The 14,405-nt window shown below is 66.9% G+C and carries 12 protein-coding genes; 6 read left to right on the plus strand and 6 right to left on the minus strand.

Annotated elements, in window-relative coordinates:
- Window positions 1-15 precede the first annotated feature (15 nt).
- Both opgC and ARTH_RS18900 read right to left on the minus strand, forming a co-directional pair.
- Entirely contained in the window at window positions 16-2,559 is a 2,544-nt protein-coding gene (gene opgC, locus ARTH_RS18895; RefSeq protein ID WP_071067515.1) for an OpgC domain-containing protein, read from the minus strand.
- Complete coding sequence (locus ARTH_RS18900) at window positions 2,546-3,781, minus strand: GAF domain-containing sensor histidine kinase (protein WP_011693556.1); 1,236 nt, start codon at window positions 3,779-3,781, stop codon at window positions 2,546-2,548. Before ARTH_RS18900 ends, opgC begins: the two co-directional genes overlap by 14 nt.
- Window positions 3,782-4,063: 282 nt before the next feature.
- On the opposite strand from ARTH_RS18900, the gene uraD reads away from it, so the two are divergent.
- From uraD to purM, 5 genes are read left to right on the plus strand one after another with little or no spacing between them, the layout of a single operon-like run.
- Entirely contained in the window at window positions 4,064-4,561 is a 498-nt protein-coding gene (gene uraD / locus ARTH_RS18905; RefSeq protein ID WP_011693557.1) for a 2-oxo-4-hydroxy-4-carboxy-5-ureidoimidazoline decarboxylase, read from the plus strand.
- Entirely contained in the window at window positions 4,558-4,899 is a 342-nt protein-coding gene (uraH, locus tag ARTH_RS18910) for a hydroxyisourate hydrolase (protein ID WP_011693558.1), read from the plus strand. The genes uraD and uraH overlap by 4 nt, the downstream gene beginning before the upstream one ends.
- A 38-nt stretch (window positions 4,900-4,937) precedes the next feature.
- Window positions 4,938-5,288 (plus strand): hypothetical protein, encoded by a 351-nt coding sequence (locus tag ARTH_RS18915; protein ID WP_011693559.1) that lies wholly within the window; start codon window positions 4,938-4,940, stop codon window positions 5,286-5,288.
- A 47-nt stretch (window positions 5,289-5,335) separates the two neighbouring features.
- Window positions 5,336-7,012: an amidophosphoribosyltransferase gene (gene purF, locus ARTH_RS18920; protein ID WP_011693560.1), complete on the plus strand. Its 1,677-nt coding sequence runs from the start codon at window positions 5,336-5,338 to the stop codon at window positions 7,010-7,012.
- A complete protein-coding gene (gene purM, locus ARTH_RS18925) occupies window positions 7,009-8,154 on the plus strand; it encodes a phosphoribosylformylglycinamidine cyclo-ligase (RefSeq protein WP_011693561.1) in 1,146 nt (381 codons plus the stop codon). Before purF ends, purM begins: the two co-directional genes overlap by 4 nt.
- A gap of 83 nt (window positions 8,155-8,237) precedes the next feature.
- Here the strand turns inward: purM and ARTH_RS18930 are convergent, their stop codons facing one another.
- Entirely contained in the window at window positions 8,238-9,020 is a 783-nt protein-coding gene (locus ARTH_RS18930; protein WP_011693562.1) for a VOC family protein, read from the minus strand.
- A gap of 215 nt (window positions 9,021-9,235) precedes the next feature.
- On the minus strand, window positions 9,236-9,469 hold the full coding sequence (locus ARTH_RS18935; protein ID WP_011693563.1) for a DUF3073 domain-containing protein: 234 nt from the start codon (window positions 9,467-9,469) through the stop codon (window positions 9,236-9,238).
- A 281-nt stretch (window positions 9,470-9,750) separates the two neighbouring features.
- On the opposite strand from ARTH_RS18935, the gene ARTH_RS18940 reads away from it, so the two are divergent.
- Entirely contained in the window at window positions 9,751-10,512 is a 762-nt protein-coding gene (locus ARTH_RS18940) for a septum formation family protein (protein WP_011693564.1), read from the plus strand.
- A gap of 36 nt (window positions 10,513-10,548) precedes the next feature.
- Here the strand turns inward: ARTH_RS18940 and clpB are convergent, their stop codons facing one another.
- Both clpB and ARTH_RS18950 read right to left on the minus strand, forming a co-directional pair.
- On the minus strand, window positions 10,549-13,218 hold the full coding sequence (gene clpB, locus ARTH_RS18945; protein WP_011693565.1) for an ATP-dependent chaperone ClpB: 2,670 nt from the start codon (window positions 13,216-13,218) through the stop codon (window positions 10,549-10,551).
- Window positions 13,219-13,389: 171 nt separating this feature from the next.
- Window positions 13,390-14,205 carry a S1 family peptidase gene (locus tag ARTH_RS18950; protein ID WP_083812719.1) on the minus strand — a complete coding sequence of 272 codons (816 nt, stop codon included), beginning with the start codon at window positions 14,203-14,205 and terminating at the stop codon, window positions 13,390-13,392.
- Window positions 14,206-14,405 lie beyond the last annotated feature (200 nt).

The raw sequence follows: 14,405 nt of genomic DNA on the forward strand, positions 1-14,405 counted from the left end.
ACAGGTGAGCGAGCGTCAGGTGGGGATAATACGGAACAGGAACTTGGTCCGGACCATCACCCACAGCAGCGCCACGATCAGGGCATACCCGGCGGTGTTGAGCCAGATGTTCCCCTGCTGCAGTGCCGGGATGTTCGCCACCACCGCGATCAGCACCACGTGCATGATGAAGACGTACAGCGTGGCCCGCCCCAGCGGAATCAGCAACCAGCCGACAGCGCGTTCGATCGGCGTCCAGTAGGCCGTGAGGAGCGCGTAGGCCGTCACCAGCAGGGTGAGGACGTTCAGGAGCCGCCCCGGTTCCAGGTAGGTCCGCCCGAAAAACTGGTCGTAAACGGCGCGATAGTTCGCGTCGGACGTCAGCGCCAGCCGGACATCGTATTCGTTGGCCAGGTACGGGTTTGCCCAGGACATCAGGACGAAAGCCACAGTGACGGCGGCGCAGACACCAACCACCCAGCGGTGCGCGGAGAACCAGGCCACGAGGGTCCGCCGGTAGTAGCCGCCCACCAGGCCCAGTACAAACAGGATCTGCCACACCAGCAGCGGGAAGGAATCCTCGAACTGGGACGGCAGGATCCTGAACCGGAACACCGTGCCGGCGACGTATAGCGCGGTAGTGGCAGCGAGCACCCACAGCACCTTGCCGCGGGCCAGCGCGAGCAGGATCAGCGGGCTGACCAGGAGCATGATCACGTAGAGTCCCATGACGTTGAACTGCCATGGCCCGAACTGCAGGAGCAGCACCGCAGGGATGACGGCACCGGACACCGGGAACTGCAGCAGGCCCTGCATGCCGGTGTAGAGGTCGTAGGTCCGGCCCGCGCCTGACCTGCCGGCGCCGCCGGTCCCCTGGTCCGTGAACGAGGTCAGCACGTCCGAGTTGAAGGCCGGGATGAGGCTGAGGGCGAACACCAGGACAACAACTGCCAGCGCCGTGACGTACAGCTTGCCCGCCCGCCTGCCGGTCTTTTGGGCGACCTCGCCGATGTTGTCCTGGGCCTTGGGCCCGTAGACCATCCCCAGCACCAGTCCGGACAGCAGCACGAACAGTTCGGCGCCGGAGACGAAGCCGATGGTTTCCTGCGTGAACAGCTGAAAGAGGGATGTCATGCCCACGTGGTTCACCACCACAAAGAGGATGGCCAGCCCGCGCATCAGGTCCACGCGGGAGTCGCGCGGGGATTTGTCCGAATACGTCCAGCCCTTCGCCGGGCGCACCCGCACCGGCAGGAACCACAGCAGGACCGCGCCTGCCAGCAGGGCGGCTGCCGCGATCCCCGCCGGCACACCGGACAGCGTGTTGCCGGGTGCCCCGCCGAGCCCGTCCACAGTCCTGGTGACCGGTCCTGTGACGAGCGTGGACTCCTTGAGGGCCGCCCCGGCGTCGGCTGCCACGTCCGCGTTCCGGGTGAGGCGCCAGTCAATGATGGTGTTGCCGGCGTCACCCACGTCCGTCTTCTCGTCCCAGACGACGGCGGCAATCCGTTCCAGTTTGCCCGGCGCGGCCTCGCCCAGCACCTGCTTCCACCAGCCGGACTTGATGTCGGTCTCCGACGGGCCGCCCGCCGTCGGACTGAAGTATGCCGCGGTCTGGAGCAGCAGCGGCTTGTCCCGCTTGACCGCGTAGGACTCGTAAAAGTCGGAGTCACCGCCGTCGGAACTGGTCCCCTCACCGGAGGCGGCCCCCCGGGCGGTCCCGTTCAGCAGGGAGGCCAGTTCCCCGTCCCTGGGCAGTGTGTTGACGGCGGCTCCGCCGCCCGTGTCGTCATGCACTGCCGTCAGGCCCGCCCAGTCAACCACGTCGTCCCCGGGGTAGTACGGGGCGTAGGGTGCGTCCGAACCGTTCCAGGCGCCGTCGGAATTCGTGTCCAGTGCGGCGAAACCCGCGGTGCCGGGTGCCGGGGCATCACGGTTCCTGGTGAACGGATAGTCGCGCGCCTGGAACGGCTGCCACACCATCACCGCATTTGATTCCGGTTCGAACGCCTGGGCCACGGCACGGAACGCCGTCACGTAGTCTCCGGGTTGCTGGCCCCAGGAAACCCAGCTTGAGTTCATGTCCGGGGCGAAGCGGATCAGCAGCTTCCCGGGAAAACCCTGCGCGAGACCCGCAAGCTGCCCGGCAAAATCGGCGGCACCGGCTGCGCCCACCTCTGCGAGGGGCACTGTGGGATTCACTGTGAGCAGCGCATGGGCCCCGGAGGCGGCACTCTGGGCCAGGAACTCCCGCAGGTAGCCCTTTTCACCGCTCCTGATGGGAAAGGAGACGTCGTGGCCGAGCACCGCCGGGGTTGCCTGCAGCCGTCCGGCGAACCCGGCGGCGTCGTCCTCGCCCCACTCCAGCACGCCGCCCAGGAGCGGTCTCCCCGATGAGGAACCGAGGTCCTCGCCGCTGTTAATGTTCGACGCCGGAAGGGCGGCTTGCGCTGCCGCTCCGGCTTGCGCTGCCGCTCCGGCTTGGGCTGCCACGGCAGCCTGCGCGGCCCCCGCCGGAAGCAAGAGCACCAGGGCGAGCACCAGGAGCGCGGTCCGGCAGAAGGCTTTAAGCGGATTCATGCGGGGCGCCATTCGGGAAGAGGGCCGAGACGGTCGTTCCGCCGCCCGGGGTTTCCGTGAGGGAAAGCTCTCCGCCGTGCGACTGGACGATCCGCACGCAGGTAGCCAGCCCCAGGCCCGAGCCGGGTGCGTCGCCGGGACGGTGCAGCCTGACCAGGGGTTCAAGGACCCGTTCGCGGTCGGCGGCGCTGATGCCCTTGCCGTTGTCCGCCACCCGGACGGTGACTCCGCGGTCGTCTGCCAGCGCGTAGACCCTGACTTTGAGTTCGTGCGCGGGGCTGCGGTAGTTGGAGGCATTGCCGAGAAGGTTCTGCAGCAAGGCCCGCAGCTGCGCCGGGTCAGCCACCACGTCCGCGTCCTCGCAGCTTAGCTCGGCGCCATGTCTGAACACGTCGCCCAGGTCGCTGACCGCCGCTGCAACGGTGTCCTTAAGGGAGACCGGCCGCGGACGCAGCATTCCGCCCACCTGGGAGTAGCTGAGCACGTCGTCAAGCATGGAGAGCATCCGGCGCCCGCTGCCCCGGATGCGTTCCAGGTAGCCCGCAGCCGGGCTGTCCGGACGGATGTCCTCGTCATCCTCGCTCAGTTCCACATAGCCAAGGATGGTGGTGAGCGGGATCCGCAGGTCATGGCTGACCCGGCCGGCAAAATCAGCGAGCTTGCGGTTGCTGCGGGCGAGTTCTTCCAGGGCGTGCTGGAGCTGCAGGGTGCGGTGCTGCAACTCCAGCACTTCCACCACCTGTGCCGCGAGGACATCCAGCATGGCGGTCTGTTCGGCGGAGATGGTGGCCGGCGCATCGGAAAAGATGCACAGGGAGCCCAGTGTGAAGCCGGAATCGGTCACCAGCGGGGACGAGGCGTAGAACCGGACGCTCGCGATTTCTCCGGTCACAAACGGATTGGCCGCAAACCTGGGGTCCGCGGAAGCGTCGGGCACCACGGTGGTGCGGCCCTGCTGGAAGACCTGTGCGCACATCGAGTCTTCGCGTGCGCACAGTCCGGGTTTCAGGCCCGCAGCCGCGAGCTGGACCTGCTGCTCGGGAGTGATGATATTGACGGCGCTGAAGGGCACGCCGCAAAGCTTCGCCGCAAGGTCCACCAGGAAGTTCAGTGCGCGCGCCGCGCCGGCACTAGAACTCTCTTCCAACAGTCCGTACTCTCCCCGCACGGAGCGCCGTGCCAAGTCAGCGCTGACAAGGCTGTGCCCATCTGCTTGAGCCACTTAAGTCCCTTCCATCCCCAGAGCACCCGGCCAAGCGCCACAGTCCCCGCAGCAGGAGTCTAGCGGAGCGGATTGCCGCTCACGGGGGTGAGGTAGTCTCTTGACACCAACCGCAAATTTCAGGTTGACTATTACGCATGCTGAAATAACAGTTCCATGATGCGGAATGTAGGCGACTGCGGCGGCCCTGACCGGATCCGTGGCGGCCACTACAGCGGGGCACTCCCTTTTCCGCATAGCCGACGCCATGGATGCCAGCATTTGCACGAGGGATGAACAAGCATGCAGCTTGCCGTATTCAACGGGGCGGACCGCGCGGAAGTCACCGCGGCGCTTCGCCCCTGCATCGACGTCCAGCGCTGGGTGGACCAGATCGCGGACGCACGACCCTTTGCCAGCAGCAAGGCCCTGCTGGACTTCGCCCGCGACGCCGCCGACCCGTTCACACCGGACGAGGTGGAGTCGGCCATGGCCCACCATCCGCGGATCGGGGAACGGCCCGCCGCTTCCACCACGGAGGCTTCCATGTCCCGATCGGAACAGGCCGGAGTGGATCCCGCGGACCAGGAGATCGCCACGGCATTGGCCGAAGGCAACCGCGCCTATGAGGAAAAGTTCGGCCGGGTGTTCCTGATCCGGGCCGCCGGACGCACCGCCCCGGAAATCCTGGCGGCGCTGCACGAGCGCCTCAACCACACCCCCGAAGAAGAAGACGCCATAGTGGCCCGGCAGCTGCGCGAAATCGCCCTGCTGCGGCTCGAAGGAGTGATCAGCGAATGACCGTTTCACAGGTGACCACCCACATCCTTGACACGGGAGCCGGTCGCCCGGCTGCCGGCGTAGCCGTCGGGCTGTACGCGCGCGACGGCGGCGGCTGGAGCCTCGTTGCCTCGGGCACCACCGACGGTGACGGCCGGGCGAAGGACCTCGGTCCGGAGCTGCTCCCGGCCGGGACGTACCGGCTGAACTTCGCCACAGGCGCCTACTACGAGGGCCTGGGCACGGCCACGTTCTTCCCGGAAGTGGACCTGGTGTTCACCGTGTCCGACGCCGGGGAGCACTACCACGTGCCGCTGCTCCTGAGCCCGTTCGCCTACTCGACGTACCGCGGCAGCTAGGCGCTGGAGGAAGAGCCCGGGGCAGTAGGCTAGAGGGCATGGCTTCTGAAGACACCCCCGCCGAGAGGCGCGAAATCACCGTGCGCCGAGCACCCAAATACGTGCCGTTCCTCATACTTGGCGGACTAGTGGGCGTCATCGTTGCGGCGGTCATCGCGTTTGCGTTGCCCGGAGACCCGAGCTACGAACCCAGCTCGGTCTTCGGCTTCTTCCTGGTCCTTTTCGGCGCCGGCGGCGTGATTCTGGGCGCCATCGTTGCCCTCCTCCTGGACCGGCTCAGCGTCCGCCGCGCCGAGCACGCCGTCGTCGAGGCCGTCCCGGAAGAGGCCCCGGGCAACGAGACGGACGACGGCGAGGACAGCGGCGCCGCGGCCGGCCGTCAGTCATAAACGGGCAGCCGGAAAAGTCCTACCCCATCACGTGAGATAATCGACCAGTGGCACGCGGCGATGGAAAACTTTCTCATGATCTTCTCCCTGGCGAAAAAGGCCCCCAGGACGCTTGCGGCGTCTTCGGGGTCTGGGCACCAGGTGAAGAAGTAGCAAAACTCACCTATTACGGGCTGTATGCATTGCAGCACCGCGGTCAGGAGTCGGCTGGCATAGCAACCAGTGACGGCAAGCGGATCAACGTCTATAAGGACATGGGGCTCGTATCCCAGGTCTTCGACGAGACAACGCTGAACACCCTGACCGGGCACCTGGCCGTCGGCCACTGCCGCTACTCCACTACCGGCGCCAGCCACTGGGCCAACGCCCAGCCCACGCTTGGCGCCACCGCCACGGGCACCGTGGCACTGGCCCACAACGGCAACCTCACCAACACTGCCGAGCTCAATGCCATGATCATTGAGCGCAACGGCGGCCAGCTCAGCGGCGAAATGAAGCAGGGCAACACCTCGGACACGGCCTTGGTCACGGCACTGCTGGAGGGCGAAGAGGGCAAGTCCCTCGAACAGACCGCCATCGAGCTGCTGCCCAAGATCAAGGGCGGCTTCTGCTTCGTCTTCATGGACGAAGGCACCCTCTACGCGGCACGCGACACCTACGGCATCCGCCCGCTGGTCCTCGGCCGGCTGGAGCGCGGCTGGGTAGTCGCCTCCGAGCAGTCTGCCCTGGCGACCGTGGGCGCCAGCTTCATCCGCGAAATCGAACCCGGCGAATTCATCGCCATCGACGAAGACGGCGTGCGGTCCCAGCGTTTTGCGGAGCCGACGCCGGCGGGCTGCGTTTTTGAGTACGTCTACCTTGCGCGTCCGGACGCGGCCATCGCGGGACGCTCCGTGTACGAGTCCCGTGTGGAGATGGGCCGCCAGCTGGCCCGCGAAAACACCCAGGAAGCGGACATCGTCATCCCGGTCCCGGAGTCCGGAACCCCCGCCGCCGTGGGCTACGCCGAGGAATCCGGCATCCCCTTCGCGCACGGCTTCGTCAAGAACTCCTACGTGGGCCGCACGTTCATCCAGCCCTCGCAGACCCTGCGCCAGCTGGGCATCCGCCTCAAGCTCAACGCCCTCGAATCCGTAATCCGCGGCAAGCGCGTTGTGGTGGTGGATGACTCGATCGTCCGCGGCAACACCCAGCGCGCCATTGTCCGGATGCTCCGGGAAGCCGGGGCCGCCGCGGTGCACGTGAAGATCTCTTCCCCGCCGGTCCAGTGGCCGTGCTTCTACGGCATCGACTTCGCGTCCCGCGCGGAACTGATCGCCAACGGCGCCACCATTGAGGAAATTTCCCAAGCCATCGGGGCCGATTCGCTGGCGTACATCTCCGAAGACGGCATGATCGGCGCCACCCAGCAGCCGCGCGAACGCCTCTGCACCGCCTGCTTCACCGGCAAGTACCCCATCGAGCTCCCGGGCTCGGACAAGCTGGGCAAGAACCTGCTCGAGCGCACGGATCTCGGCGGCCTGCCCGCTGCCGGATCCGCAGCCAGCGCCCCGGCATCCGCCACCGTGGCTGTGGACTCCGACGAGGATCCGGCCGGGAAGGCCGGTGCCACCGGCTGCGACCCGGGACCTGATGCCGAGTTCGAGAACCTGCTGACCGAAGCCGACCTTGTGCCAGACGTGCACGCCGCCACCGCCGGCGCTGACAAGAAAGAGTCCGTATGACTTCCGCATCTTCCTCCGCCCAGAACGCCGGCATCACGTACGCCTCTGCCGGTGTTGACGTCGAAGCGGGCGACCGCGCCGTCGAACTCATGAAGGACGCCGTCAAGGCCACCCACAATTCCTCCGTGATCGGCGGAGTGGGCGGCTTTGCCGGACTCTATGACGTTTCGAGGCTCCTCACCTTCAAGCGGCCGCTGCTCGCAACCTCCACGGACGGCGTGGGCACCAAGGTGGCCATCGCCCAGGCCATGGACATCCACGACACCATTGGCTTCGACCTCGTGGGCATGGTGGTGGACGACATCGTAGTGGTGGGCGCCGAACCGCTCTACATGACCGACTACATCGCCTGCGGAAAGGTTGTCCCCGAGCGCATCGCGGACATCGTCCGCGGCATCGCGGCAGCCTGCTCCGTGGCCGGCACCGCCCTGGTGGGCGGCGAAACCGCAGAGCACCCTGGCCTGCTAGGTGAGCACGAGTACGACGTCGCCGGTGCCGCCACCGGTGTTGTCGAGGCCGACGCCCTGCTGGGGCCGGACCGCGTCCGCGCCGGCGACGTAGTGATCGGCATGGCCTCCTCGGGCCTGCACTCCAACGGCTACTCCCTGGTCCGCCGCGTCATCAACCACGCCGGCTGGGCCCTGGACCGCCAGGTCTCCGAACTCGGACGCACGCTGGGCGAGGAACTGCTCGAGCCCACCCGGGTCTACGCCGCAGACTGCCTGGACCTGGCCCGCACCTTCCCGGTTACGGCAGGCGCGGCCGTCCACGGCTTCAGCCACGTCACCGGCGGCGGCCTCGCGGCCAACCTGGCCCGCGTCCTCCCCCAGGGCCTCATCGCCACGGTGGACCGCGCCACCTGGGAACTCCCCGCCATCTTCAAGCTGGTTTCGGAACTGGGCAACGTCCCGCTGGCCGACCTCGAGCGCACGCTGAACCTCGGCGTGGGCATGGTGGCGATCGTCTCCCCCGAAGCGGCCGACGCCGCAGTGAACCGCCTCAATGACCGCGGCCTGCCGTCCTGGGTCATGGGCACCGTGGAGGAGAACTCGGACTCGATCGTGAAGACCGGCCCGGACTATGTCCAGGGTGCCAAGGGTGTTGACGGCGGCGCAGTCCGACTGGTGAACACGTACGCCTGAGCACCTCCCCCGAGCAACTGACCGAGTGCTCCGCAACCGCCGTCTAGCGAGCTGAAAACGGCAGTTGCGGAGCACTCGCCTGTTTAAAGTTCCAGCACGCTGAACACCCCGCCTTGGGGGTCTTTCAGCGTGGCAATAGTTCCTGCCTCTTCGATGTCGTCCGGCTCAACAAGGACCACGCCGCCTGCTGCCACCGCAGCTGCCACCGCTTCCGAGACGTCCGAAACGCCGAAATAGACCTGCCAGCCGGGTTCGAGCGTGTGCTGGGCATCGCCGGGAACCCTGGCGATCCCGGCCACCTCCGCACCGTGCACCATCAGCGTGGTGTACGTCCCCCCGTCGTCCTGCGGGTACTCGGTAACCTCGTGCCCGAACAGCTGCTGGAAGAACGCGACCGCTGCCTGCGGTTCGGCGGTCAACAGTTCGGCCCAGGCCAGCGCCCCGGCCTCGTTGTACCGGGCGGTGCCGGTATGCGTTCCCGGCTGCCACACCCCGGTGGTTCCGCCTCCGGGCGGCGCGACGAACACCATGACACCGGTGTCCGCCACGTCCTCGGGACCGAACTCCAGTGTGCCGCCCGCGTGCGGGGTTTCCTCGGCTATGGCGCCGGCGTCACCCGCGGCAAAGTAGATGTTCCACTGCGCGGCGGTCCCGGATGCCTCCTGCAGGGGATTCTGCGGCGCAATGACAGTGATGAGGTCATCGCCCAGGTAGGCCTTCGAATAGCTTCGCCCGTCCGGTGTGGGCAGGTCCTCGTAGCGCCATCCGAACACGCCTGCGTAGAAGGACTTGGCGGCCTCGACATCCTTGGCCTGCAGGTCCGTCCAGCAGATCTCGCCCGCATTGTACGTGCTGCGCTCGGTCATAAAATTGTTTCCCTTCGACCCCAACAGTGTAGGCGCACAGCAGAAAGGCCCGTCAGGGCGCACCGGAAACCGGCGCGCCCTGACGGGCCTGATATCTGAGGTCAGCACCCGGGGGTGCTGGGAAAGAAGAGCCGAAGCATCGTACGGATCACTGTGGTGAATGAACGACGGCGGCACGCCACTGAGTGCCTTACGGCAGGTTCAGGGGGCGACAACTAACCGATTCGACGGGTGTCAACCTCGTCGTCGTCGTCTTCCAAATCATCCGCGTACTTATCCACATAGGCCGAATAATCCGGCTCTACCGGCTCACTCGAGAAACGGCTCGGTGCACGACCCTCGGAGCTCTTGAGCTCGCGCTGAAGAGCCGTGTAGTCAGTATTCGGGGAATAGTACTTAATATCCCGAGCCTGCTTGGTAGCTTTTGCCTTTTGACGGCCGCGCCCCATGGCGTGACCCCCTTTTGTACTCGGACCGGAGGTGGTCACCATTGGCGTTAGTGAGGCCCCGGAATGTTTGGTCAATTTGTCGTACACCTAGATTACATGCTTTCAGCGGTAACTGCTCCCCGGAACGCGCCCCCGGCGGACAGCAGCCACGTTTACGCAGGTCCGGGCCTTCTTCGGCCCTCGGTTTTTTCTTCGGTAGAGTCGTTTGAGCGACTCCACGCCGACGGCCGCAGCCACGGCATAAGGCGGGGGAAAAGACGCCGGGAAGGGTGAATCTTCACGTGAATGACGAGAACGCAACGGGCACCAGCGACGGGAACCACAAGACATCCCCGGGGGCCGGGACGCCGCCCGTGGTGCCGCCTCCGCCTGCCAGGCCACCGACCAGCGGCCTCCCCATCCAGCAGCCCGCCGCGACAACAGAGGCCCCGGCCGTGACAACAGAGCCTGCGGAGCCTGCCCCGGGCGCCCGGCCTGCGAGCAATACCCGGAGAACCGCCGAACAAACCGCCGAACAAAAACAGAATCTGTTCAAGGCCGGCTTCGTGGTGGCCGGACTTGTGCTGCTGGGCCTTTTCATCTGGTGGCTGGCCTCCCTGATCGCCAGCGCAAACGAGCAGGCCGCCAGGCAGGACCCGGCCCCGGCTGTCTCGGAGACGTCACAGTCTGCGCCGGCAACCCGGAGCCAGCTTCCCCAGGACGGCGTGAGCGCCCTGGACTACCAGCTGGGCGACTGCTTCGAGAACTTCGATCCCGAAGCTACGGAATCGCGGGTGGTGGCCTGCACCACCGGCCACTCGGCCCAACTGGTCGCCCTGTACCGGTACCCGGAATCAGACTCTTATCCGGGCATCGCCGCGTTGCGGCAAAAGGGCCGCGAGATCTGCCAGGACGCCGGCCTCACCGACGCCGTGGCAAACTACGTCCTCATGCAGCGCAACGCCTATCCGAGCGACACCAGCTGGGAGAAGGGCGACCGGCGGGTGGATTGCTATGTCACGGCGGACAAGGGCAACATCATCATGGAATCCCTGATCCCCTAGGACCGCGCCGGACCGCGTCCACCCGCCCTTGCGCTGCTAGCCCTTCCGCCGCACTGACAGCCCGCTGCCGGCGAGGGCACGGCCATCGGGCGATTCCTGTCCGCCCAGGCTGGCAATGGTGAGTTCGTCGACGTCGGCCGCGGTGTCCACCAGTACGGTGTCGCCGTCCGCGATTTCCCCGGCGAGGATGGCCTTGGCCAGCCGGTCGCCGATCTCGCGCTGCACCAGCCTGCGCAGCGGGCGGGCGCCGTAGGCGGGATCGAAGCCCGTCATGGCCAGCCAGGCGCGGGCGCCCTCGGTGACTTCCAGGTCCAGGCGGCGCTCGCGCAGCCTTCCGCCAAGTTCAGCCACCTGGAGTTCCACAATCCGGGCCAGCTCTTCGACGTCCAGGGCGTCGAACAGCACCACTTCATCCAGCCGGTTCAGGAATTCCGGTTTGAAGGACGCGTTCACGGTTGCCATCACGGCGCTGCGCTTGGCGTTGGCATCCAGGGTCTGGTCCACCAGGAACTGGCTGCCAAGGTTCGAGGTCAGCACCAGGATCACGTTGCGGAAATCCACGGTGCGGCCCTGGCCGTCGGTGAGGCGGCCGTCGTCGAGCACCTGCAGCAGGATGTCGAACACCTCGGGATGGGCTTTCTCCACTTCGTCCAGCAGCACCACGGAGTACGGACGACGGCGGACGGCTTCAGTCAGCTGGCCGCCTTCCTCGTAGCCCACGTAGCCAGGAGGTGCACCGACAAGCCGCGCGACGGAGTGCTTCTCGCCGTACTCGGACATGTCGATCCGCACCATGGCGCGCTCGTCGTCGAACAGGAACTCCGCCAGGGCCTTGGCGAGTTCGGTCTTGCCTACGCCGGTGGGTCCCAGGAACAGGAACGAGCCCGTTGGCCGGTTGGGATCGCTGATGCCCGCACGGGCGCGCCGGACGGCGTCCGACACTGCAGTGACGGCCTTTTTCTGGCCGATCAGCCGCTTGCCGAGTTCCTCTTCCATGTGCAGCAGCTTCTGGCTTTCACCCTGGAGCATGCGGCCGGCCGGGATGCCGGTCCACGCCGAAATCACCTCTGCGATGTCACCAGCCGTGACCTCGTCTGCCACCATGAGTTCCTGCTTGGCGCCACCGCCGGCAACCCGTGCGGCTTCCGCCTCGGCGGCAGCGGACAGCTCGCGTTCCAGTGCGGGAAGTTCGCCGTAAAGGATGCGGGAGGCGGCAGCGAGGTCGCCTTCGCGCTGGTACTTCTCAGCCGCCGACCGCAGCTCGTCGATCCGGGCTTTCAGGTCACCGACATGGTTGAGGCCGGCTTTCTCAGCTTCCCAGCGGGCATTCAGTGCGGACAGCGCTTCCTTTTTGTCCGCCATGTCCGCCCGGAGCGCGGCGAGGCGTTCAACGGAGGCGGCGTCCTTCTCGTTGGCGAGGGCGAGTTCTTCCATGGTCAGCCGGTCCACCTGGCGCCGGAGCTGGTCGATCTCCTCCGGTGCGGAGTCAATCTCCATGCGCAGCCGGGACGCCGCCTCGTCCACGAGGTCGATCGCCTTGTCCGGAAGCTGCCGGCCGGAGATGTAGCGGTTGGAGAGTGTCGCCGCAGCGACCAGGGCGGAGTCCGCGATGGACACCTTGTGATGGGCTTCGTAGCGTTCCTTCAGGCCGCGGAGGATGCCGATGGTGTCCTCCACGCTCGGCTCACCCACGAACACCTGCTGGAAGCGGCGCTCCAGCGCGGGGTCCTTCTCGATGTTCTCGCGGTATTCGTCCAGCGTGGTTGCACCGATCAACCGCAGCTCGCCGCGGGCCAGCATGGGCTTGAGCATGTTGCCGGCGTCCATGGAGGAGTCTCCTGAGGCGCCTGCGCCCACCACGGTGTGAAGCTCGTCGATGAAGGTCACGATCTGCCCCTCGGAGCTCTTGATCTCCTCCAGGACGGCCTTCAGCCGTTCCTCGAACTCGCCGCGGTACTTGGCCCCGGCCACCATCGAGGCGAGGTCCAGGGCGATGAGGGTCTTGCCGCGCAGGCTCTCCGGGACGTCATTGGCGACGATCCGCTGGGCCAGGCCCTCGACGACGGCGGTTTTGCCGACGCCCGGTTCGCCGATGATCACCGGGTTGTTCTTGGTACGGCGGCTCAGCACCTGGATGATGCGGCGGATCTCGGCGTCGCGGCCGATCACCGGGTCCAGCTTGCCGGACCGTGCGATGGCAGTAAGGTCCGTGCCGAACTTCTCCAACGCCTGGAAGGTGTTCTCGGGGTCGGCGTTGGTGACCTTGCGGTCACCGCGGACACCCGGCAGCGCGGCGAGCAAGGCCTCGTGGGAGGCGCCGGCGTCCCGCATCAGCTTGCCGACGGCGTCACTGCCGGCGGAGAGGCCCAGCAGCAGGTGCTCGGTGGAGACATACGTGTCCCCCAGCTTGTCTGCCTCGTTTTGGGCATTCTTGATTGCCTGCAGGGCGGCGCGGGACAGCTGGGCCTGCTGAACGGAGGCGCCGGAGGACGCCGGGAGCGCCTTGATGGCGGTGCTCGCCTGGACGCTGACGGCGTCCGGATCGGCGCCGGTGGCTCGCAGGAGCGCGACGGCCACGCCTTCCCGCTGGTCCATCAGCGCCTTGAGCAGATGGGCAGGCTCAACCTGGGGATTTCCCGCCGTGGAGGCGTTCATGGCTGCTGCCGAAAGAGCCTCCTGGCTCTTGGTGGTGAACTTGGCGTCCAAAGAGAGCTCCTTTCGGGGATAGATCAACTCTTAAAGTTGAGTGTACATGACTCAACTTTGCAGACGGGGTCTACGCTCCATGTTTGCCGACGGCGAAATGGCTGTCTAGGGGCGATTGGCCCCCCGCTGACCGGCACCGGCAGGGGCGCCGGCCGCCAAGGCGTCCGGGCGTCAGGACGGGCCGACGCCGGTGATGACCGCGATCCAGCCCAGATGGCGCGAGACGGCGGCGTGGTCGTTGTAGAGGCCGGCGAACCCGGAGGGGTTGCCGGCCGGCAGGACGCTCGACGTCGACAGCACGCCAACCAGCTTCCCGGCGACAATGAGGGGCCCTCCGGAGTCCCCGGACAGCGGGTGCCCCGTCCGGGACTGCGTCCGCACGGACAGGCCGCCAAAAGCGTCCGAGCCCTGCCCCGCCACGGTTACACCGGCAGCCTTGACCTGGTAGGACATGGCACCCGACCCCTCAGCCTGGTCCCCCCAGCCGAATACCCGTGCGTCCGAGCCGGGAGCCGGGAAGGTTCGGGAGAGGCTGGCATATTGTCCGGGGTGCGGGGCGGAGAGTTTGAGCAGGAGAACGTCGCCCGTCGTCGACGGGTACCGGGCAGCGACTTTCCGCACGGAACCGCCGACGCCCAGGTACGGGCTGCCAAGACGGACTGACTGAAGTCGGGCAGAGTCGCAGTGTCGGGCAGTAATAACCCACTCCGCTGAAATCTGGCTGCCCGTGCAGCCCACCCTGGCACCCGCGGTGTCGTAGGCGATTTGGGCGGCGAATGGGGCGTCGGACATGGCCGCAGCCTCGCCGCCGGCAATGTTCGTGTCCGCCGGACCCGGGTCCGGCGGACCCGAAGCCAGGAAGGTGAGGGCTGGCGGATCGGGGACCGGCGAACCGAACGCCGGCGCCAGCGGCAGGGCAATGAGCAGCGCGACGGCGAAGATCACCCGCGGGGTGCGGCGACCCTGGAACCTCAGGCGACAACGCATTTTCACATGGTAGGACTGCGGCCCGGGAAACGTTAGCCCCTTAGGCGGGCATGCAGGAGGGCGGCTCCCCCAAGGAACCGCCCTCCGGCTGGCATGCGAGCCTGCGTATGACATGCGCACGGCCCGACACACAGGAACTTCTCTGGTGGACCGCCGCCCGCCGCGGGGCGGACAGGCGGTCCGGTGAAAACACTACAGCG

It is taken from the genome of Arthrobacter sp. FB24, assembly GCF_000196235.1.
Lineage (GTDB): Bacteria > Actinomycetota > Actinomycetes > Actinomycetales > Micrococcaceae > Arthrobacter.